Annotated in this window: 18 protein-coding genes and 1 pseudogene; 13 read left to right on the top strand and 6 right to left on the bottom strand. The window is 47.8% G+C overall.

Annotation, left to right across the window (positions count from 1 at the left end; translation table 11 throughout):
- Together ACUVJL_RS03355 and glgP are read left to right on the top strand one after the other, a co-directional pair.
- A pseudogene (locus tag ACUVJL_RS03355) lies at window positions 1–479 on the top strand (hypothetical protein); the annotation flags it as partial.
- 151 nt (window positions 480–630) lie between these two features.
- Complete coding sequence (gene glgP / locus ACUVJL_RS03350) at window positions 631–3,189, top strand: alpha-glucan family phosphorylase (RefSeq protein WP_445244551.1); 2,559 nt, start codon at window positions 631–633, stop codon at window positions 3,187–3,189.
- 106 nt (window positions 3,190–3,295) lie between these two features.
- On the opposite strand, the gene ACUVJL_RS03345 is transcribed toward glgP, so the two are convergent.
- Both ACUVJL_RS03345 and ACUVJL_RS03340 read right to left on the bottom strand, forming a co-directional pair.
- Window positions 3,296–4,159 carry a DUF429 domain-containing protein gene (locus ACUVJL_RS03345; protein ID WP_445244546.1) on the bottom strand — a complete coding sequence of 288 codons (864 nt, stop codon included), beginning with the start codon at window positions 4,157–4,159 and terminating at the stop codon, window positions 3,296–3,298.
- Between the two features lie 121 nt (window positions 4,160–4,280).
- Window positions 4,281–4,466, bottom strand: a complete 186-nt coding sequence (locus ACUVJL_RS03340; RefSeq protein WP_445244545.1) for a ribbon-helix-helix domain-containing protein — start codon at window positions 4,464–4,466, stop codon at window positions 4,281–4,283.
- Window positions 4,467–4,505: 39 nt separating this feature from the next.
- On the opposite strand from ACUVJL_RS03340, the gene ACUVJL_RS03335 reads away from it, so the two are divergent.
- Window positions 4,506–5,150 (top strand): hypothetical protein, encoded by a 645-nt coding sequence (locus tag ACUVJL_RS03335; RefSeq protein ID WP_445244544.1) that lies wholly within the window; start codon window positions 4,506–4,508, stop codon window positions 5,148–5,150.
- A 127-nt stretch (window positions 5,151–5,277) separates the two neighbouring features.
- Here the strand turns inward: ACUVJL_RS03335 and ACUVJL_RS03330 are convergent, their stop codons facing one another.
- Window positions 5,278–6,243 carry a hypothetical protein gene (locus ACUVJL_RS03330; protein ID WP_445244543.1) on the bottom strand — a complete coding sequence of 322 codons (966 nt, stop codon included), beginning with the start codon at window positions 6,241–6,243 and terminating at the stop codon, window positions 5,278–5,280.
- Window positions 6,244–6,326: 83 nt separating this feature from the next.
- Here ACUVJL_RS03330 and ACUVJL_RS03325 point away from each other — a divergent pair, with 83 nt between their 5' ends.
- The 6 genes from ACUVJL_RS03325 to ACUVJL_RS03300 all read left to right on the top strand — a co-directional run bounded on the left by ACUVJL_RS03325 (window position 6,327) and on the right by ACUVJL_RS03300 (window position 11,886).
- Complete coding sequence (locus ACUVJL_RS03325) at window positions 6,327–6,929, top strand: hypothetical protein (RefSeq protein WP_445244542.1); 603 nt, start codon at window positions 6,327–6,329, stop codon at window positions 6,927–6,929.
- Between the two features lie 320 nt (window positions 6,930–7,249).
- The gene (locus tag ACUVJL_RS03320) at window positions 7,250–7,768 is read left to right on the top strand and encodes a hypothetical protein (RefSeq protein ID WP_445244541.1); all 519 of its coding nucleotides are present in this window, start codon (window positions 7,250–7,252) and stop codon (window positions 7,766–7,768) included.
- Window positions 7,769–7,831: 63 nt separating this feature from the next.
- Entirely contained in the window at window positions 7,832–8,080 is a 249-nt protein-coding gene (locus ACUVJL_RS03315) for a hypothetical protein (RefSeq protein ID WP_445244540.1), read from the top strand.
- A gap of 13 nt (window positions 8,081–8,093) precedes the next feature.
- On the top strand, window positions 8,094–8,486 hold the full coding sequence (locus ACUVJL_RS03310; RefSeq protein ID WP_445244539.1) for a type II toxin-antitoxin system VapC family toxin: 393 nt from the start codon (window positions 8,094–8,096) through the stop codon (window positions 8,484–8,486).
- Window positions 8,487–8,507: 21 nt separating this feature from the next.
- Window positions 8,508–11,363: a CHAT domain-containing protein gene (locus tag ACUVJL_RS03305; RefSeq protein WP_445244538.1), complete on the top strand. Its 2,856-nt coding sequence runs from the start codon at window positions 8,508–8,510 to the stop codon at window positions 11,361–11,363.
- A 181-nt stretch (window positions 11,364–11,544) separates the two neighbouring features.
- On the top strand, window positions 11,545–11,886 hold the full coding sequence (locus tag ACUVJL_RS03300) for a XisI protein (protein ID WP_445244537.1): 342 nt from the start codon (window positions 11,545–11,547) through the stop codon (window positions 11,884–11,886).
- Between the two features lie 280 nt (window positions 11,887–12,166).
- Here ACUVJL_RS03300 and ACUVJL_RS03295 read toward each other — a convergent pair whose 3' ends face one another.
- Window positions 12,167–12,754, bottom strand: a complete 588-nt coding sequence (locus tag ACUVJL_RS03295; RefSeq protein ID WP_445244536.1) for a hypothetical protein — start codon at window positions 12,752–12,754, stop codon at window positions 12,167–12,169.
- Between the two features lie 291 nt (window positions 12,755–13,045).
- Between ACUVJL_RS03295 and ACUVJL_RS03290 the strand changes: the two genes are divergently transcribed.
- Entirely contained in the window at window positions 13,046–14,599 is a 1,554-nt protein-coding gene (locus ACUVJL_RS03290; protein ID WP_445244550.1) for a phytoene desaturase family protein, read from the top strand.
- A gap of 727 nt (window positions 14,600–15,326) precedes the next feature.
- On the top strand, window positions 15,327–17,153 hold the full coding sequence (locus ACUVJL_RS03285; RefSeq protein WP_445244535.1) for an Rqc2 family fibronectin-binding protein: 1,827 nt from the start codon (window positions 15,327–15,329) through the stop codon (window positions 17,151–17,153).
- 386 nt (window positions 17,154–17,539) lie between these two features.
- Here the strand turns inward: ACUVJL_RS03285 and ACUVJL_RS03280 are convergent, their stop codons facing one another.
- Together ACUVJL_RS03280 and ACUVJL_RS03275 are read right to left on the bottom strand one after the other, a co-directional pair.
- Entirely contained in the window at window positions 17,540–19,627 is a 2,088-nt protein-coding gene (locus tag ACUVJL_RS03280; protein WP_445244534.1) for an iron uptake porin, read from the bottom strand.
- Between the two features lie 92 nt (window positions 19,628–19,719).
- Window positions 19,720–19,887: a hypothetical protein gene (locus ACUVJL_RS03275; protein ID WP_445244533.1), complete on the bottom strand. Its 168-nt coding sequence runs from the start codon at window positions 19,885–19,887 to the stop codon at window positions 19,720–19,722.
- A 163-nt stretch (window positions 19,888–20,050) separates the two neighbouring features.
- Here ACUVJL_RS03275 and ACUVJL_RS03270 point away from each other — a divergent pair, with 163 nt between their 5' ends.
- Together ACUVJL_RS03270 and ACUVJL_RS03265 are read left to right on the top strand one after the other, a co-directional pair.
- Window positions 20,051–21,247 carry a glycosyltransferase gene (locus ACUVJL_RS03270; protein ID WP_445244549.1) on the top strand — a complete coding sequence of 399 codons (1,197 nt, stop codon included), beginning with the start codon at window positions 20,051–20,053 and terminating at the stop codon, window positions 21,245–21,247.
- Window positions 21,248–21,537: 290 nt separating this feature from the next.
- A complete protein-coding gene (locus tag ACUVJL_RS03265) occupies window positions 21,538–22,269 on the top strand; it encodes a sugar transferase (protein WP_445244532.1) in 732 nt (243 codons plus the stop codon).
- The last annotated feature ends 110 nt before the right edge of the window (window positions 22,270–22,379 follow it).

The raw sequence follows: 22,379 nt of genomic DNA, 5'->3' as shown, positions 1-22,379 counted from the left end.
TTGTGGGATGGGCGTCCCGCCCGTCCTTTTTGGACGGGCGGGACGCCCATCCCACAATAACAATTAAAATTGTAAGTTATTTAATTCGCGATCCTTACGACTGCGTGAGGTTGCAACTAGGAGGGCAATTCCTGCGAACGTTACACGTAAAAAGTCGTGCGACCACCGCCGAAACCCGCATAGGTCCCGCCGCAGCAGCCGTCGCACGAGCAGCCACTGTAGGAAAACTCGTTGCCGCACTCAAGACAGATCGCCGTCGAGTCGTGATGGTCTGGTGGCGAGGCCTTCTTGCGACAGTTATCGCAGCCGAAAACGGCCAGTTGGCTCACATCGAAGGACCTGCGCTTCCGTTTCGTCTGCTTGATGGCATCGTCCTACTTTCCGTGGGAAAAGCCGTTTTAGGGGCGATTCCCTACGGGATAGCTCCGCTTCACGGCATTTGCACAGGGCCACCGCAGTTAAAAGCTGAGCTGGGGTAGGGACACGGCACGGCTTCGTTCCGATACAGATGGTCGATACAGTCGATCGCGATCGCCCCCGCTGATTAAAACTTAAAATAGTGTGCAGAATAACGGACTTGCGGCTAAAGACAGAGGAAAATATCGCTACTCCAACATAAAAGCTTTGTCTATGCAGCCGATTCGCACATTTAACGTTTCCCCGTCCCTACCTCCAATCCTCGAACCTCTGCGCAAGCTGGCCTACAACTTGCACTGGGACTGGAACGTCGATACCAAAGACCTCTTCCGCCGCCTCGATCGAGACCTCTGGGACTCGAGCAACCAAAACCCGGTGCTGATGCTCGGAACCATATCTCAAGAGCGACTGCAAGAAATGGCAGAAGACGAAGGCTTCATTGCCCAAATGAACCGAGCCGCCCAGCAGTTAGACGATTATCTCAAAAATCGCGATTGGTACCGCAAACAGCGCGGCACCGAGCTGCAGGAATGCTACGCTTACTTTTCGATGGAATTCGGCTTAGTTAAAGCCCTACCCATCTATTCCGGCGGTTTGGGCGTGCTCGCAGGGGACCACCTCAAATCAGCTAGCGATTTGGGATTGCCCTTAGTCGGCGTTGGTTTGCTTTACCAAGAAGGCTATTTCTCGCAGTATCTCAACGCCGACGGGTGGCAGCAAGAACGCTATCCGCTCAACGATTTCTACAATATGCCGCTGCACCCAGAACGCAATCCCGACGGTTCGGAATTGCGGATTGAGGTAGACTATCCCGGCCGCAAGGTGTACGCCCGGATTTGGCGGGTACAAGTGGGAACGGTTCCTTTGTACCTGATGGATACAAATATTGAACCTAACAGTCGCTACGACCAAGATATTAGCGACCAACTGTACGGCGGTGACAAAACCCTGCGGATGCACCAAGAAATCATGCTGGGCATCGGCGGGGTGAAAATGCTCAAGGCCTTGGGGCTGACAGTTACGGCTTATCACATGAATGAAGGCCACGCGGCTTTCATGGCTTTGGAACGCATACGGATGCTGATGGAGGAATATCACCTGAGTTTTGTGGAAGCGGAACAGGTGGTGATATCCAGCAGTATGTTTACGACTCACACGCCGGTGCCTGCTGGGTTTGACTTGTTCGAGCCGGATATGGTGATGCACTATCTCGGTCAGTATCCCAAGATGTTTGGCTTGTCGCAAGATCAGTTTTTGGGATTGGGCCGGGAGAATACTAGCGATTTGTCCGCACCTCTGAATATGGCAATTTTGGCAATTAAAATGTCGAGTTTTGTCAACGGGGTGGCGGCTTTGCACGGTGTGGTGTCGCGCCCGATGTTTCAGGGGTTGTGGCCGGGTTTGCCCCAGGAAGAAGTGCCGATTACTTCGATTACCAACGGGGTGCACGCTCGCAGTTGTGTGGCGAAGTCTACTCAGGAGTTGTACGATCGATACCTCGGCCCAGACTGGGAAATGACCGGTAAGGAAGATCGACTCTGGGACAGGCTGTCGTCGATTCCTGATGAGGAATTGTGGCGGAATCACGAACGCTGTCGCTCGGAGTTGGTGGTGTTCGCGCGGGAGTGGCTCGAAAAGACTTTGCGCGAGCGCGGTGCGGCCCAAACGGAAATCGATCGGGCGCGGGAGGCTCTTAATCCGAAGGTGCTGACGATCGGGTTTGCCCGCCGCTTTGCTACTTACAAGCGGGCTACACTGTTTTTGCGCGATGTCGAGCGAATTATGCGGATCATGCGGGACAGCCACCGTCCGGTGCAGTTTGTGATTGCTGGGAAGGCTCACCCGATGGATATTCCGGGTAAGGAATTGATTCGGGATATCGTTCACTTCATCCGCGAACACGACACGATGAGCTCGATGGTCTTTTTGCCAAACTACGACATTAACGTCGCTCGGATGATGGTGTCGGGCTGCGATGTGTGGCTGAATACGCCGCGCCGCCCCCGGGAAGCTTCCGGGACTTCGGGGATGAAAGCTTCGATGAATGGTTTACCGAATCTCAGCATCCTCGACGGATGGTGGGATGAGGCTGATTATGTTCGTACCGGTTGGCCGATCGGACATGGCGAGTTTTACGAAGATACTAAGTATCAGGATGATGTCGAGGCGAATGCTTTGTACGACTTGATGGAAAAGGAAGTTGTACCGCTGTTTTACAACCGGGATGCTGATGGCATTCCCCGCGGTTGGACGGAGAAAATGAAGGATTCGATTCGCTTGAACTGTCCTTTATTCAATACTGCTCGGATGGTGAAGGATTACGCGCGGCGGGCTTATTTCCCGGTGAGCGATCGCTTCCACACCATGACTTCGGATAATTGTGCTCCGGCGAAGGAGTTGTCTCACTGGAAGAAGCACGTTCTCGCGAAGTGGCACGATATTAAGATTGAGGCTGTTGATATTTCCCAGGATAAGGAAGTTAAGGTCAATGAGTCGATCGGTGTTAAATCTCGGATTAATCTGATGGGATTGACGCCTGCAGACGTGCAAGTCGAACTTTATCAAGGTTCGGTTGATGCTAACGGAAATATTGTCGGCGGTGTGCCGGTGGTGATGGAGTATTTGGGAGAAGATTCTCACAATGCTAGCCTTTATACGGCTGACATTACTTATACTTCTAGCGGTTTGCAAGGTTTGTCGTTGCGGGTTTTGCCCAAGCACGATAATCTCAGCAGTCCTTATGAAGCTGGCGTAATTCTCTGGGCACATTAGTCAGTTGGCAGTTGGCAGTTGGCAGTTGGCAGTTGACTGTTGACTGTTGACTGTTTGTTGTCAGGCCCAATGCTCAATGCCCGATTCTGCCATTGTTCCTGTCTCCTTATTTCCCTTGGGGAATGACTATGTAGCCGGTTGTGCGATCGCCCAATACCAAATTCCGCTCTCTTCCCCAGTACCACCAGTGCGCGCCGATATAAGCGCACAGCAAGGCATCTAGCTTGTCTTCTAAGGCTTTGAGGGTGGCGAGGCTGGTGGGGATTTCGGGGAGGTTTGAACTGCTCACAGGCAAGATGCCTGTGCCACTGCTCACAGGCAAGATGCCTGTGTCACAGTTCACAGGCAAGATGCCTGTGCCACCACTGCTCACAGGCAAGATGCCTGTGCCACTGCTCACAGGCAAGATGCCTGTGCCACAAGACAGATTTAGAGAGGGTTCGAGGCTCGGTAAAATATCTACAATATACTGGCAGAGTTTCATCAATTCTAGTTGACGCTCGGCCAGTTTTCCTTTTTTGTATTTGATGATTCTGTCTAATTTAAATAAGTTTATTGTGGCTGGATGGGGATAGACTTCTATTTGATATCTGCCTAGTTTTTGAGTTTCTATTATCGGTGCGTGGGCAAATCCTCTGGCTTCTAAACTGAGGCCAAATTCTACGGTTTTTTGGGCGAAGGGGCGGGAAAGGTTGGCGGGATAGCAGCCGGCGTGGTAGCGCCCGAAGTGTTTATGGGTGAGTTTGTCTGCTTCGCGCATTCCGGTTGGATTGGCGATGATTGTGGGGGCGTCTACGGCGACGATTGCTGGTTCGGTTGGGGAGATTTGGGTGTCGAGCCAGGTGAGAATGTCGTTAAGGGATTGTTGGCGATCGCACTCTATTAATTCTAATTGGTTATTTTGCCAATTCAAACAGCACAAGCCGCTTGCTCCTGAGCTCCAACCTAAGTCTATGCCGATAAATTTCATTTAGTATTATTGAACCGCGAAGACGCGAAGGACACGAAGGAAGAATCAGGAAGAAGAAGAAGCAACAAGTAGATACTCTTCTACCGGGAAGAAAGTAAAAGATCGATCGCACAAACTGCACTCAACTTTTATCTTGTTTCTCATCGGATGGTGGGGACTGTTTTTGCATTTGTTTTTGGCGTTCTCTCACCGCTTGTTCCACAATGAATGCCACTAAGCTGCTGACTGAACGGCGTTCATCATTTGCCCACTCCTCAAGTAGGTCATAAATTCCATCAGCGATAGAGGTTGAAAAGCGTTTGGTCATCAGAAATTCAATATTTTTTTATTTAGGCCGATCGTAATTGTGCTGTATCTAGACCATTCTGTCGAATGTGCTGCATATTTTTTAGTAAATATGCAGCACATGGGATATACTCTTAGAGAGTCAAAAGCCAGCGCTGAACTTTCGTCGGGCCCGCGCTGGCTGATGGCTCCCCACATATACAAGGAGACAATTTCTATGGTAAAGCCTGTGAGCGACGGCAGCGAATATAACCGCGGCTATCAACAAGCTTTGAATGATTTTGGCATCACGCAACTGCTGTCGGGTATCCGCAGCTACTCTGATGAGGATTTTGATGCCGATCGCGCGCGCATGACTGGGCCAGAGCTCGAAAGCTTTGCGGTGTTTCTGATTCTGCGCGTGGGGGCGAATCTGAAAGGAAGTACGATCGCCCGCTACCTCAACACTCTCAGAAAAGCAAATTCTCCGACGATCGCCGATCGCCCTGCGATCGAACTCAACTCAAATTCGCGAGGGAAAACACCTGAAAAGTCAAAGGCGGGCGATCGCACTTCTTGGGCGATCGTCCGAATTTTACCGAATGCTGAGCACTATACAATTGCCCGTTTTGTCAACCGCCAAGATGCGGACGATCGGCGGAGGGCTTTGTGTCGGTTTATTCCTGATGGAGTGTTTGAGGTTGTTTGGGTGCGATCGGCTGTTTAAAGATACCAGGATAGGACTTACGCGCTGGTAGTCAGAAACCGGGTTTTTTACGAAAATCTTTGGTTGTAGCCAACAGATGAGGTAAAAACCCGGTTTCTTTGGTTTTGGCGATCGACCCGCGCCGACTTTATTTCGACGGTTGAGAAGGTTCGGGACTTACAATTAACAATTGATCGCCGGATTGACTTTGTTGAATGGCAATCACTGGCGGGCGAGCTTTAGGTTTTTTTTGCTGTTCTTTTGTTAAAGCAGGAAACAGATAAATCCAGTTTCCTCTCTCCAAAAGTAACCGCCAAACTAAAGGTTCTTTAGACTTCTCCAACAACTGTTCTGGGGTATTTTTCTTGCCTTCCTCGGTTGACTGGATTTTCTGGAGTTTTTCTTTGGATATCTTGGTATGATTGTAGTCTGTTTGACTCAAATCTGCAAATAAACCTAAATCGCCAATCGCCTTAAATCCTTTGCCGGCCGATCGAAGCGTGTCGTCATCTAGTTTTCTGCCTAATGAAATGTTGTCTTGTTTGGCGATTAAGGCAACTGCGGGTAAAGACGAATTTTCCCCGGCATCGCGTCGGGCATCGGCAATACCTTGGTGGTATGCTGACCAAAACAACACTAGCAATACCCAACCGACGATGATAATTTCGTCAACGAGCGATCGCAATAATTTGATTGAGTTCAATCTATTGATATTAAATCGCTGCCAAGATTTCAGGAAGCCATGAAGCAACCCTAATCTTCTTCTGCGAGCAGAGAAACGCCAACGTCTAGCTATGCGATTAATTTTAACAGCAACTGTCTTGTTTATACTATTAACCAGCCACAAACTGAGGTAAATCGCCAGGGCTGTCAGCAGAAGGGCGATCGTACTTTTGACGATAGTCCAGCCATCACCTAAAAATACCTGAAGCGGTACTAGGAAAAACGATTCTACTGGTAAATCGAGGGTAATTACATTTAGCTGAAAGCAGTAAAAATAAGACCAGCGATAAATCCAGCCTGTGAAAAACAAAGCGACACCAAGCAAGCCAACAACGCTGGCAAAGTGGCCTAAAATATTAGATTCGGGAGTAGGTTGGGGAGAAGCAGTCACGGAATCACCTTCAAGGGATGTGGAGTACAACTTTAGGACATTAGCACGGGTAACGCTTATCCTTGAAGGGGGTTTAGGGGACGATGAAACGCAAAGCACTTTCATTTCTAGTTGTAGCACTTTTTACGGTAACAGCGGGTATGGCAGCACAAGTTAATGCGGCCAGTCAGGAAGTTCAGAAGCAGAATTTGCCATCCGTACAAGCACAGGCTAACGCTAGCTGGCCGATACCCCTAGCGTTGCCGACGCAAGCGGAAATTGTGATGAAAGGGGGCGGAAAAAGAGATGGTCTAGTTGTGCAGATTGATGAGAAAGAGCAAAAAGTATTGATACAGCTAGGACAGGAAAAGCGACCGATCCCGTTGGGTCAAATTGATAAAATCGTGTTTCCCAAAAGTGCGGACGCTTATCGCCAGAATGGAGGGCCGATTCTTCGGGGCTATCGCACTCCAGCGAAAGGCCGTCCCGAGACTTGGCGCGGTATTCCCATGAACGCTTTTCGCTTGCTAGATCCGAATAAAGGTCAAGCGGATGTGAAGCTAGAGTCTGTTCTTTCTCCTGACAAGTTGGACAGTATCAGGTCAGTTATGGTTGGAGATGGGAAAAATAAACGACAATTTGTCGTGGATGAAATGCAGTTTGATGTGCAGAAAAAAACGATGACAATTGCAGCGACTCCGTATTGAGTCCGTCGGGGGTTTAAACCTTTGCATCATCGCAAAAGTCCGTCGGGGGTTAAAACCCCCGCCTCATAGCGAAAGTCCTCTTAAGAGGACTGAAGAGTAGAATTTGGGGGGCCAGAAACCGGGTTTTTTTACGAAAATATTTCGTTGTAGCCCGCAGATTCGCTAAAAAACCCGGTTTCTTTAGTCGGAGTGCGTAATTCCTGTCTATTTCAATTCAAATCTTGCATCCTTCTCGATCTTGCAGTCCTCTTTAGAGGACTTAAGCTTTGAGGCAGGGGTTTTAACCCTTGCCGGACTGTTGCAACAAATGTAAAATATTAGTGGCACTAGAATTAAAATCCCAACTCTATTTACTAAAACCGATGGAAACCATAAATCTTAAAGAAGAAGTCCGCAGCTTAATCGATAAATTACCTGAAAACTTTACTTGGTCTGACCTGATAGCTGCAATTTATCTCAGAAAAAGGATGCCATCTCAATCAATTCACGTTAAAGATATCACAGAAACAGTTGAAGCAGAAACTTTGCAGGAAGTTGAAGAATCTTCGCCTACACCTAGCCGATTTGGGAGCGATCGAGGACTAATTACAATTTCTGATGACTTTGATGAACCGCTGGAGTTATTGCCATCACCGTTAGTCGATCGCTTGCTTGAAAAAGCTAAAGAATTGACTAAAGTATCTGCTGAATTAACTGAAATCATTGCTAATCTTGAGAAAGAACGCCAGATTGAGCAACCTCAAAATTTTTGGGAAGCAATCCAAAAGTTTCGTCAAGATAATAATCTAGAAGCAGCAGGAATTGAGCCAGAAGTTTTTGAGGGACTCAGGGATAAATAGTAGATATTGGCGAGGCTCATAGTGATACAATTTGTAAAAGTTGGTTAAGAAGGACATATAACTATGCAAATCAAAGGCATAAAACGGGGTAATATTATCGAAATTTCAGAAAACCTGAACATTCCTGATGGTTCAGAAGTTCTGATAGAGGTGCCGGAATCTCCGCGAATAAGCAATGAGGAAAGGCTGAAACGTCTACATCAAGTATTTGGACTTTGGAAATACGAGACTGAACTGGGGGAAATTTTTGCCGAAATTGACCGAGAGCGGCATAGTTATTTAGGCAGAGAAATAGACTTTTTTAACGATTAGTAGGAAATAAACTGTGTATTTGTTGGATACTAATATTTGTGTAGCACTGATGCAGGGCAATCCCGCTACTATTGTTGAATTTGATGCTAAGTCTTTGGAGTGTTACCTACCGACAATTGTATTGGCTGAACTCTATAAGGGAGTTTATTGTTCGCGGCAAATTGAAAGAAATTTGAGCGCTCTAAATCTATTTGTTAGGGAAATGGAAATTTTACCGTTTGACGGAGATGCGGCGGTAGAGTTTGGGATAATTCAAGGCGAGTTAAGACGGATCGGCAGACCTACTGGGGAATTAGATGCTTTAATTGCGGCGGTTGCTAGAGCACGTGGAGATATTTTGGTGACTCACAATACTCGTGATTTTATCAATATTCCAGGGTTGCAATTAGAGGATTGGTTAATTTGATGAGGAAAAGTAGGTAAGATTATGAAACGATTTATTAGCAGTGTTTTGGTTTTGGGTGTGTGTCTGACTCCTCTGACTGTGCCGGTGATGGTTCAACCTAGTTGGGGGCAAAGTCAAAATTCGCAGGTTGAAGAAGTACAGAGACTTATACAGCAAGCAAGGCAACAGGAAAGGCAAGGACAACCCCGACAAGCAATAGAGACATTTCAACAGGCTTTTACTATTGCAAGAGAACTTCTTGATGGAAATAAGGCAATAATTATACTTCTTGGAATTGGCAGCAGTTACCACCAGCTTAGTCAGTATCACCAAGCTTTGGATTACCATAACCAGGCTCTTTCGATAGCAAGACAAATCAAAGATCGCTTTGGAGAAGCTGCTGCTCTCAATAATATCGGTTTAGTCTCTGATAGCATCGGAAAACCGCAAGAAGCTTTGCAATACTACAACCAAGCTTTATCGATTATGCAGGAATTAAAAAACCGCGCAGGGGAAGCTAATATTCTAAATAATATCGGTGCAGTCTATAAAAGTATTGGACAGCCGCAAGAAGCTTTGAAATACATTAACCAAGCTTTACCCATTATCCAGGAAGTGGGCGATCGTGCAGGAGAAGCTTCTCTATTAAATGGTCTTGGTACAGTTTATGGCAGTATCGGACAACAACAAGAAGCTTTGAAAAACTATAACAAAGCTTTACTCATTACGCGGGAAGTGAGGGCTCATGGGGAGGAAGCTAATACTTTGGGTAATATGGGTGCAGCCTACGGCGAAATGTCCCAGCCGCAAGAGGCATTAAACTACTTTAACCAAGCTTTATTAATTTGGCAAGAGATAGGTAATCGTAGTAGAGAATCTAATATTTTGCGTAATATTGGTGCAGTTTACGACAGGGTAAGACAGCCACAAGAGGCTTTAAAATACTATAATAAAGCTTTACTAATCTACCGGGAAATAAGCGAGCAGGCGGGTGAAGCTATTACTCTAAATCATCTCGGTCTAATCTATGACAGAATTGGACAGCCGCAAGAAGCATTGAACTACTATAACCAAGCTTTACGGATGCTGCGGGAAATGGGATATCGCGCTGAGGAAGCAGATACTCTCAATAATATCGGTGCAGTCTACGACAGCATTTCTCAGCCCCAAGAGGCATTAAAATACTTCAACCAAGCTTTGCCAATTATGCGGGAAATGGGGGCTCGCTCTCGGGAAGCTACTACTTTGAGTAATATTGGTGCAGTCTACAACAGCATTTCTCAGCCCCAAGAGGCATTAAAATACTACAACCAAGCTTTGCCAATTACGCGGGAAGTGGGCGATCGCGCGGGGGAAGCTACTACGTTGAGTAATGTTGGTGCAGTGTACCGAGATACGAAACAACCGACTCAAGCGATCAAATATTGGGAGCAATCCGTCAATATTACCTTAGAAATACGAAGTGGTTTGCAGCAAGAAAATCGCCAAAAGTTTTTAGAAGCTGAAAGGGGACCAGCAAAAGCCCTCACCTCCCTACTCATCGATCAAAACCAAGCCGATCGCGCTTTCCAATGGATCAACATCACCACCACAGCCGATCTCGCCGACTACACCCGCTTAATTGACGCCAAAGTAGCCAACCCCCAAGCACAAAAAACCCTTGACGAGTGGAATCAAAAAAATCTACAACTCCAATACCTCCGCCGCCAACTCCAAGACAAATTCTCAGAAAATCTCTCCCGACAAATGCGGGAATTAGACACAGAAGTCAACCGCAAAGCAGAAGAAATCTCCCGCCAATTCCCAGAAGTCGCCGAACTCTTTGAAACCACACCCAAAGACATCGCCCAACTGAAAGCAAGTATCGCACCAGATACCGTTGTCATTCAACCCGTCTTGCTGACAAATGTCAAAAATGTCCCCAACACCGTCGCCCTATTTGTCTTGACAAAAGACAGTTTAAGTGTTAAAAAAATTCCCCTCGACCCCGCAGAATTCGACAAACTCCTCACCGAACACCGCGAACAAATATCAAGCGAACTCACTTCAGATTACAGAGAAACGGGTGGCAAACTATACGATATCTTGATTCGCCCTCTCGAAGACCAAATACAGGCATTATCTCCCAAACAATTGAGCATCATCGCCACAGGAAAATTGCGTTACATCCCTTTTGAAACCCTTTGGGACACGAAAAATCGCCAATTCCTCATCCAGAAATATCCCGTCAACTATCTCACCCGCCTTTCCACAAGGTCAATTCCCAATTCTACTTTACAAGCCGGAGTTTTAGCATTAGGAAATCCAGTCACTCGTGACCCTTACAATTTACCAGATTCACCACAGGAAGTTCAGACCATCACCCAAATTTTTCCCGGTAGTTTATCCTATATCGGCAATGCTGCCACCCTCGACCAATTCAAAACTCAAGCACCTCGGTTTCCCTTTTTGCACTTATCAACTCACGGATGTTTCCAACCAGAAGGCTGCTGCTTGCCTAACTCTCCAAATTGTAGGAAACCCGACCGAGTGGATTTACAGCCGAATACTATTCTTTTTGCCGATCGCGAATTCAATATTGCCGATGCCGCGTTATTAGGATTGCAAAACACCAGACTCCTCACCTTAAGCGCGTGTCAAACTGCTATGCAAGCGAATTCTAACGGTGAAGAAATATCGGGAGTTGCCTATGTATTTGAGCGTGCGGGTGCCCAAGCCGTAATGGCGAGTTTGTGGAGTGTTTCTGATTCAGCTACTAAAGATTTGATGGTTGAATTTTATCAAAATATCAATAAGGGGATGAGTAAAAATGAAGCATTGCGGCAAGCTAAGTTGAGTCAAATTGGTCGCCATCCGTTTTATTGGTCGCCGTTTATTTTAATTGGCGATGCGCGGTAGTCACCCGGCGGTTGAAACCGATGGGGAGTCGGGAGTCGGGCGTCGGAAGTGGGGGAATGTGGAATTATTGACCTTGACTTTATCATTCCCCTGCAACGGGAAACGAGATCACTCAGGAAGCTATCAGACAGTATCAAGTGAAGTTAATCGTCTATGAACCGATTCAGGAGGTAATCATCGAATGGAAAGAATAGACCAGTACCGCCAATTTATCCGCAAACTCTTAACCTCTCATGCCAATCTTGATAATAATTCAGAGTTGGATGTTGAATGTCAGCTTTTGTTCGATACAGAACAAGACCATTACCAAATTTTAGATGTGGGCTGGGAGGGATACAAGCGGATTTATAACTGTTTCATTCACTTAGTAGATATCAAAGATGGTAAAATCTGGATTCAACGCAACATGACCGAAGCCGATCTCGGTCAAGAATTAGTGGAGATGGGAGTACCCAAAGAGGACATTGTTTTAGGGCTGCATCCACCTTACAAGCGTCCCTATACTGGCTATGGAGTTGCTTAGGAAATGCGTAGGGTGCGTCAGATCGTAAAAACCTGTTGAAATCGAAACAATCGATGTCTGACGCACCTTACAAGGTTATTTAACTGTTTAACTATTAGCTCTGATCCCCCCTAACCCCCCTTAATAAGGGGGGGACAAGAGTATTCAAAGTCTCCGTTAAGAAGGGGGGACAAGAGCATTCAAAGTCCCCCTTCTTAAGGGGGATTTAGGGGGATCTAGACTTCGATACAAACGAGAGATACAGAATAAATACTGTTGTCTCCCGATCGCACATTTTCACCTAAACTCTCCCCCACAAAGCCAAGCCGCCGCCCCTTCCCCTAGCCGCAATTATCCCATCTTCTACCAGAAAATATGCAAAAAATGCCTGCTTCCCCACACTCAAAATAAAAAATTCCGCCTCCCGCGCTTCTCCACCGCGAATAAATCCTTGATACACAGTTTTACCCAACAATTTCACCGTAATTCTGGTAAAATCAAAAGCTAAAATATTTTTATTAACCAAAAACTTAGTCGGCCCCGAAAGAGTTAGTACGATCGCCCCAACTTGCACCGAATTCTCCACCCTGCCGATTTCGCTATTCTCTTCCCCTTCAGGAACAGGTTCGGCCGAATAAGCAATTTGAATTTTCGCCACCCACTGAGGGATGTAACGTCCCGCACCCAACACAATCCCCGCTTTTTGTCGATTCTTTTTCGTGCCGGTGATAAAGCAGAGTTGCCAGTTGCCGATTAATTGCTCGAAAGCATAGCGAATTTTATTTTTTTTCGCGTTTTTCTCAGCTTCTAGGAGGGCGGCGACTACAGCGTTGGAAGATGGTTTAGAATTAGATTTTGCAGCTTGTTCTAGAATAGATATATTTTCCATTTAATAATATAGAGATTTGTATTTTAAGGGTGGTAGCTGAGTCTAGATCCCCCTAAATCCCCCTTAAAAAGGGGGACTTTGAAGGCTTCTGAACCCGCCATTTTTAACAAGGACTTTGACTGCTTCTTGTCCCCCCCTTATTAAGGGGGGCTAGGGGGGATCGACCCTACAGTCAACTGCTTGCTTCTTCCCCTTGTGTTTTGGAGGGCTAGGGACGATCGCATCTGTTAAATGCCTAAGTCCTAAAGCTGCAAGACATTGATAATATTAGCTGAAGTAGCGGAGAAAAACATGGTTGCGATCGCCCCCACAGACACAGAAATCATCATCATCGGCAGCGGGATAGGCGGCTTGACTTGCGCTGCAATGCTCGCCCGCTATGGCTTTGAGGTTGTGGTTTGCGAAAGCCATTCGATCGCGGGCGGGGCCGCACACGGTTTTGAACGCGGCGGATTTAGCTTCGACTCCGGGCCCTCCCTGTACTCAGGATTATCCTACAGCCCCTCTGCCAACCCGCTGCGGCAAGTTTTGGATGCGATCGGCGAAAAACTCCCCTGCATCACCTACGATACCTGGGGTTGCTGTTTGCCAGAAGGCGATTTCGACACATCCGTTGGTGCGAGTCAATTTGCCCAAGTGCTCGCACAACTGCGCGGCGCCGAAGCAGTCGCCGAATGGCGGCAACTCCAGCGCATCATGGAACCCTACGCCAAAGCTGCCACAGCCTTACCCTCCCTGGCTTTGCGCTTCGATTTGGGCAGTGTTTTTACCCTCGGCCAATTTGCGCCGGCTTTCCTGCAAACTGCTGGCGAGGCGATCGCACTTGCAGGCCCTTTCAGCAAAATAATGGACAAAAATGTCAAAGATCCCTTTGTCCGAAATTGGCTGAATTTGTTGTGCTTCCTACTGTCTGGACTTCCCGCCGACGGAACGATCGCAGCCGAAGTCGCATTCATGTTCGCCGACTGGTATCGCCCCAATGCAGTTTTAGACTATCCGATCGGCGGTAGTGCAGCTTTGGTAAATGCCCTGGTACGCGGTTTAGAGCGCCACGGAGGGCAGTTGCTGCTAAATTCCCACGTTGCAGAAGTTTTGGTGGAAAACAACCGGGCTGCAGGCGTGCGGCTGCGATCGGGCAAAATTATTCGATCGCACAAAGCCGTCGTCTCCAACGCATCCGTTTGGGATACCCTGAAACTGTTGCCTGAAACCTCAGTCCCGCAAAGGTTTCGGCAACAGCGGCAGGCGACGCCCGAGTGCGACAGCTTCATGCACCTGCATCTGGGAATTGATGCTGCCGGAGTGCGATCGGACTTAGCTTGTCACTACATCTTCGTCAAAGACTGGTCCATGGGCGTTTCAGCCCCTCAGAACGTCGTTCTAGTCTCGATTCCCTCCCTCCTCGACCCCCACCTCGCGCCTCCGGGAAAGCACGTCATTCACGCATATACCCCCGGAAACGAGCCTTACGATTTGTGGCAAAAGCTCGATCGCACCAGCGAAGAGTACAAGCTACAAAAACAAGCGCGCGCCGAGGTAATGTGGTTCGCCTTAGAGAGAATTATCCCCGATATTCGATCGCGCTGCGAAGTCACCTTAGTTGGGACACCCCTCACCCACGAACGGTTTTTGCGCCGCCATCGCGGTTCCTACGGGCCCGGGATTCGGGCGGGTAGCGGCTTGTTTCCCGGGCCGACAACACCTTTAGCGGGGCTGTTTTGCTGCGGAGATTCGACATTTCCGGGAATTGGTTTGCCCGCTGTTGCTGCTAGCGGGGCGATCGCCGCCAATACGATCGCACCTTTGTACAAACATTTGGAATTGATTCGGGAAGTTATTAGTTAGTTGTTATATAGCCTTTCTCAGTAACATGAGGTGTTCATAGGGCATAGGGCATTGGGCATTGGGCATTGGGCATTGGGCATTGGGCATTGGGCATTGGGCATTGGGCATAGGCATAGGACTCGCCCCCATACCTCACCACGCGATCGAACCGCTATATCGATTCCGGTTGCACCGTCCGTGCTTGTTGACTGTTGACTAATGACTAATGACTAATGACTAATGACTAATGACTAATGACTAATGATTAATGATATCATTTCGCCGCAGCCGGAATTGATATTATTAGACATCTCCCATAATTATTGTGGAACAGGCACCGTTCCTGTTCAAAACCTGCTTTTTAGGAGATGTTGATTAGTTATTTGTTATATCAAATCCGTTAGCATCATCCTGTATTCATCTCTCTGTTCTCGAACTCTGCGTTCTCTGCGTACTCTGCGGTTTAATCATTCCAATGCAACCGGAATTAATATTATTTGTTAACGGAATTAGGGAAGCGCTTTCCTAGCGTAGGACGCGAAGCAAGAGTAAACAAGAATTGTAAATACAGCAGTTCTCAATAAAGTGAGGTATGCCCTATGCCCACGGAGGCCTATGCCCTATGCCCTATGCCCTATGCCCGCTTATCAAGCGTACACCTCATGTTCCTGAGAAAGGCTATAGTTAGTAAAATGTGACCGATATCTGTCAGCATAGAAATAGATAGTTCGATCGCAAAGAGGCCACCGTGCAACCCGTAGACTTTACAACTTTAACCGCAGCTTGCAGCGAACTGCGAGCCCAATGGCTGCCAGCGCGCTTAGAACAAGTCTACCAGCGCGATCGCTTCACCGTGTCCCTAGCCCTCCGCACCATGAAAGGGCGTGGCTGGATAGACCTTTCCTGGCATCCTGTGGCCGCCCGCATCTGCGTCGGCGACCCCCCGCCCCGGATTCCCGACACCTTCACCTTCAGCGAACAACTGCGGCATCAACTCAGCGGTTTAGCCTTAGTTTCCATCGCCCCTGTTTCATCCTGGGAAAGAGTCATCGACTTGCAATTCGCCAAACGCCCCGGAGAACCCGCCCTCTGGCACCTGTACGCCGAAATCATGGGCAAGTACAGCAACGTCATCCTCACCGCCCAAGACAACCTCGTTGTCACCTGCGCCCACCAAGTCAGCGCCAAACAATCCACCGTCCGTCCCATCCAAACCGGGCAACCCTACGAAATGCCCCCGTCTTTGACCGATGCAGTGCCTAGTCTGAGCGAATCTCAAAACCGCTGGCAAGAACGAATTAGCCTGGTTCCTGGACAATTACACCGCAATCTGTTAAAGAATTACCGAGGGTTGAGTAAAGCCTTAATTTTTTCAATGATTCGATCGGCTTCCTTAGATCCCGAACAATCCACCGACAGCCTCAATCCCGACCAATGGCAGCAACTATTCCAGCGCTGGCTATACTGGCTGCAATGCCTAGAAAACTCCAAATTTCACCCGAGTTTTACCCCCGAAGGCTACACCGTCATCGATTGGCCCCCACCAGAAAATCACAATGTAGGGGCGATGCCCCCGTACCTGCCCTCTGATTCTTCCCCTCTTGCTTCTTCCTCCTTCCTGACATCCGTTAAATCCGTTACAGAATCCGTTGCCGAACTTGCTTCTTCCGTTCAAGAATTACTTAACAGCTACTACACAGGCCAAATCAATCAAGAAGTATTCGCCCAACTGCGGCATCAGCTTACCCAAAAACTCAACAACGTCCTGGCAAAACTGCGCCTCAAAGCCAACACATTTAAAGAACGCTTGCAGCAATCCGCAGACGCAGACACCCACAAATCCCAAGCCGACTTGCTGATGGCTTCTTTGCAGCATTGGGAACCAGGAATGAAATCAATTTCTCTCCCCGACTTTGAAACCGAGAAACCAGTTATCATTCCCCTAAACCCGGAAAAAAACGCCGTTCAAAACGCTCAAGCAATCTACAAAAAACACCAAAAACTTAAAAGAGCCCGCATTGCAGTAGAACCTTTGTTAGCCGCCGTACAGGAAGAAATCGACTATTTAGAACAAGTAGAAGTCGCACTTTCAGTATTGGAAACCTACCGCAACACCCAAGATTTGCAAACCCTCGCCGAAATCCGCGAAGAACTGATCCAGCAAAAATATCTAGACGTACCAGATTACCGCAGTACAGACAAAAATGCTGCGATCGAATTTCACCGCTACCAAACCCCCAGCGGCTTTGAATTATTAATCGGGCGCAACAACCGCCAAAACGACCAACTGACTTTTCGCACCGCCAACGACTACGACTTGTGGTTCCACACCCTAGAGATTCCCGGAAGCCACGCTTTGCTGCGTCTCAAACCCGGTACTGTGGCTGAAGAAACCGATTTGCAATTTGCCGCCGACATGACTGCTTACTACAGTCGCGCCCGCCACAGCGAACAAGTCCCCGTGGTTTATACAGAACCGAAATATGTATACAAGCCCAAAGGCGCGAAACCTGGTATGGTTGTATACAAGCAGGAGCGGATTGTCTGGGGTAGACCGCAGCAAGCCCCGGCATAAATTATACAAAGTTAGTAAAATGGTTGATCGGCAATCGAAACTTGGTTTTTAGGCACAATAATCGGTTTGGTAGCCATAAACCTACGCAGAAACCGGGTTTTTGAAACTTTGTTGGATTATACAAAGTAACCGAGACTGCGATCGCCCCCTCACAATTATATTCGCCGGTAATGTAAAGTTTTATTAAAAAATTTTAATTTTTGTTGTTAAAATACCGCTTAAGAGAGATGATATTTCTTTGAGAGCCCGGTGCAAAGAAACGTGCAACTTGGGTTTCCTCCCTCACTGTGAGAAAAACACTGTGGGAACACAACGGATTTAACTATTTGTGCAGACCAGCTTTTGCTAAAGCTGGTCGTTTCTGTTGAAACCTTAAACCCAAGCCCCTAGAAAGTAAACGTCGTTCTGACCACCCCAATCAGCAAATCAGAATTATTCTTATTGTGGTCGGGAGCAGTCAGCAAAATCAGACCAGGAGTGATAGAAATATTGTCGCTCAACTTAAACTGATAGAAACCTTCAACGTGCAGCGAAGTATCCTTATCTTCCGGCAAAGTCCGATTAGTAGAACTCGTTACCCGCGGCTCCATACCTACCAAAATCCCCGCCACATTTCCTTCTTTCAACAAATCGGGAAAAGCCAAAGTAACTGCCCAGTTCCAGATTTTTTGGTCACCCCGCTGCACAGAACCCGTAGGAGTAGCCAAGTTCGATAAAATGCGCTGATTAGTGTAACCCGCCCAACCGCCAATTGCAAATCCCCGGTTCAACCGCCACGAAGCTTGCGCGCCGTAGGAATTGCTAGAAACTGGCAGATTGCTATCGCTGTCGAGCCCGAAGGAACCGAGACGCCCCGGGAAATTAGAAGCATTGCTGCCGGTATTCGTGACGAAATTGTAGGAATTAACGTAAGTTAAACCTAAAACCATGCTGTCGCTCGGTTTGAAAGTCAACTGAGCCAAACCGCCGTAAGAACCGTTGAACAAACCGTTACCCTGCGTCGGGTTCGCAGCATTGCCGACCAAATATCCCAAACTCAGTTCGAGTTTGTCCCCAAACTGATGTCGCATAGCGATGCCAGAACCACCAATCAAATAGTAAATCGGGTTGCGAGTACCGAAGTTAGAAAGAGCGCCGTAGCTGCCGTCTCCGTCAAAGTAAGGGTTGCCAGTGTTAGCAAAATCATCAGCAGCGCCGGCGTTGGCTTCTAGAATTACAGTAGTGCTTTTGCCCAGAGGGAATTGGTAAAGCAGCGCATCTAAACCTACAGTATTGCTAGCCTCCGCAAAAGGCCCAGCATTAAACCGCAATTCCCCTTCAGCAGTTTTCGTATTATTAGTAGAAAACGAACCCAAATTTAAAACTTGCAATCGAGTTCTCAGCAAATCTTTTCCAGAAAAACTCGTGTCAAAATTGAGACGAACCCTGCTGCCAAAAGCCGTCGTTTTATCAGCTTCGCGCCCCTCGGCATCATCTCCCCTGGCGATACCCGTCAAACCAAATATCACTTCGCCGTTGAGTTTAGTCGTAGTTGAAAACTGATTTGCTTCTAATTCAGAGGCGCGCGCTTCCAAAACATCGACGCGGCCGCGCAAAGTTGCCAATTCCGCCGCAAATTCTTCTTGCAACCTTTGCATAGAAGCTAAATCTTCTCGCATCACCCGAGTTCTCGAACCTTGAATAAACTGGCTCACCTTATCCAAACACGCATTTAAACCCGCTGCAAACTCGTAGCGAGTCATCGCCCGGTTGCCGCGGAAAGTGCCGTCAGGATAGCCAGCTATGCACCCGTAGCGCTCTACTAGAGACTGCAAAGCTTGGAAGGCCCAATCGGTCGGTCGAACGTCGGAAAGTTGCGAAACAGAGGTTACTTGGCCAACCGCATCTTCGCTGCCGCTGCCTTCTGTGCTGTATTCGTTGATTTGTTCTAAAACATTTGACTCTGCTTGAGGTTGGGCACTTGGAGCACTCGATTGGGAAATCTCCTCGGGTTGTGCGGCCGCTTTTTCTGCGTTTAAATTAGTCGGTGCTACGGCGGGTTGCGTTTCGCTTAAGTTTGCGGGCGCGACTGCGGGGATTTGCTCCGCGACAGGTTGTTCGACACTTAAATTTGCGGGCGCGACTGCAGGTTTGGTTTCGCTTAAATCTGCTGCAACTGCGTTGGACGGTGCTTTTGCCTGTTCGGCAACTGGGGCAATCGGCTCGTTAACGAAGCCCTCGTAAAGGTTCGCACTTTCTTTCTCAATAGTTTCAACAGTCAAGTTGCTAGCTAGTGACACTGGTTCGGCAGTCTCAGGCTTTGCCGTCTCAGGCTTTGCCGCCTCGGTTGCAGCACCTGCTAATTGCAGATTAGCTTGAGCTGCCGCAGCAATTTCTACAGGTTGCTCTGCTGCTAGCGCGGTCGAAGATACGACCAAACTTGCTGCCAATACTGCGGGACTAAGTAAAAGTCCCTTCCACAAAAATTTGGACATTTTTTCCTCACACCACATTGAGCCCCGCGCCCGTTCCGAAGATTTAGGCGCTCGCAAATCACCTTCAGTATTCCGCCTAATAGTATTTCTTGTCAACAATTGGGGAAATCACTGCCCGAGAGTGCAGTTTTGCTGTCGCTGATTTCACAAAAACCCCGTTTATTCCCAAAATCCTTGGTTTGACTCACATCTTGCACCATTCTCAAGAACAGGCAAGATGCCTGTTCCACAAAGAGTGAATTTTCTTGTGGAACAGGCATCTTGCCTGTTCCTAAACAAGTAATTGAGAATGGTGCAACATCTCAGTTTGAAGATACCTACATAGAAACCTGGTTGATGGCCCGATATTGCGTAAGTGATTCCTCAGTAAGACTAATATTGACAGAACAGGCGCTAACAAATCGTTCGATCGGCTACATACAAGTGAAAAAACTCAAATACGCCCTAGTTCACGAATGGTTGACGCCCTTAGCTACTGGCGGTTCCGAACTCGTAGTGCAGGAAATCCTCAAACACGTAGACGAGGCAGATGTCTATGCCCTCATCGACTTTGAATCAGCCAATCCCGAAAGCTATCTTTTCGGGCGACAGATTGGCACAACATTTTTGCAGCACTTTCCCAAGGCCCGCAGTGGCGTCCAAAAATATTTGCCTTTTCTGCCGATGGCGATCGAACAACTAGATCTGCGAGAATACGATATCATCCTCTCATCCTCCCACGCCGTCGCCAAAGGCATCCTCAGCAGTCCCCAGCAACTGCACGTCTGCTACTGCCACACACCCATGCGCTACGCTTGGGACTTAACTTTTGACTATTTGCGCAGCAGCAAAGCCGGACGGGGCATCCCGGGGCTGCTGACGCGATATTTGTTGCATCGACTGCGACAGTGGGACGTAATTTCCGCCAACCGCGTTGATTATTTCATCGCCAACTCCCAACACACGGCGCGCCGAATTTGGCGGTGCTACCGGCGGCGGGCCGAGGTGATTTATCCGCCGGTAGATATCGAGAGATTTTCCTTGATGCGGCAAAAACAAGACTTTTACGTCACAGTTTGCCGATTGGTAAGTTACAAAAACGTTAGTGCGATCGTCCAAGCATTCAATCAACTCGGGCATACTCTAATTGTCATCGGCACCGGGCCAGAATTAGAAATGATTCGGCTTCTCGCCAAACCCAACGTGCAAGTGCTCGGCTGGCAGCCCGCCTCCATAGTTGAAAAGTACATGGCAGAGGCGAAAGCCTTTGTCTATGCAGCTTGCGAAGATTTTGGCATAGCTTTAGTAGAAGCTCAAGCTTGCGGAACACCGATAATTTCCTATGCAGCAGGGGGCGCTTTGGAGACAGTGCTCGACATTCGGCAACACCCAGAGACAGGGACAGGTTTATTTTTTTCCTCCCAAACCGCAGCAGCATTAGTCGAAGCTGTCGAAGAATTTGAGCAGTTGCAAGACAAATTTGAACCAGAAAGCTGCAGGTTGCGCGCTCAACAGTTTGCCCCCGAAGTCTTTGGGCAGCGCTATCTAGCTTTTGTCGAACGCTGCTATCAGGAATTTCAATCCCGCGATTTTTTTACCGCGTCTGGGAGTGGAGAGAGTGTCCGAGGGTCCGAGTGGTAGAAGGCCACCAGGCCACAAGGCCACAAAGGAAAAATCTTTCTTTTGCATAAGTGCCTTCAGAAGCCCTCTGCATAAGTGCCTTGTCCCCTCTTGACGCTTGACGGCTTCCATCGGACTTCTTTCTTCAGAAGCCTTATGCCTTAAGCTTCCGCTGGCTTCAACATAGCTGCATTCTGCCGAATCAAGTATTCAGAATGCAGAAAATTGAGTATTGGAAACATAATTGAGAGAACAAAGCGTCTTGAGGCTTTATGATCAGGACTGTGTGTGGTGTGAAGTGAAGGAGTAAGATGACTGCCGACAGCCAACTAATCTCCGGCAAGGTAATTCGAGCGATCGCAAGACGCGGTTTTGGGCCTGTCCTGCAAGGAGATAGACTCATAAGTCGTTCTCTACAGAGCCTCGACGGAGAACTTTTCAAGCGGTTATTTGACATCCTGTTTTCCTTATCGGTTCTGATCCTGTTTGCTCCCGTTTACCTGCTTTTGGCTTTCTTGATCGCCTTAAGCTCGTCCGGGCCTATTTTTTACGTACAGGAACGAGTAGGCAAAAACCGTAAAAGGTTTTATTGCCTTAAATTCAGAACGATGGTGGAAAATGCGGACGACATATTGCTGGAAATCATGGAAAATTCTCCGCATTTGCGTCAAGAGTTTGAGGACAATTTCAAACTAAAACAAGACCCTCGAATTACCGGGATTGGAAGATTTTTACGAATGACCAGTTTAGACGAGTTTCCCCAGTTTTGGAATGTTTTAAAAGGAGATATGAGCGTCGTCGGGCCGAGACCTTTAGTTGAAGAAGAACTGCCGAGATACGGCCGTCACATCAACAAAATTCTTACCATAAGACCTGGAATTACAGGCTTGTGGCAAGTGTCCGGTCGCAACGACATTCCCTATCCCCGCCGAGTCCAAATCGACCTCTATTACGCAAATGACAAAAACCTTTGGATGGATATGTGGATTCTTTTCAAAACAATTGGAGTTGTGATTTTTCCCAAAAATAACGGCGCATATTAAATTTGGTCCGCAGTCAGCAATCAGTAGTTAGTTTTGTTTGTTACTGGCCACTGATGCTGACTACTGACAGCAAGCGACCAACTCTTTGTCAAAACTAAACAGTTCCTTGG

The sequence above is a fragment of the Microcoleus sp. OTE_8_concoct_300 genome (assembly GCF_031383065.1).
Taxonomy (GTDB): domain Bacteria; phylum Cyanobacteriota; class Cyanobacteriia; order Cyanobacteriales; family Microcoleaceae; genus Microcoleus.
This window is presented reverse-complemented; position numbering and strand designations above follow the sequence as displayed.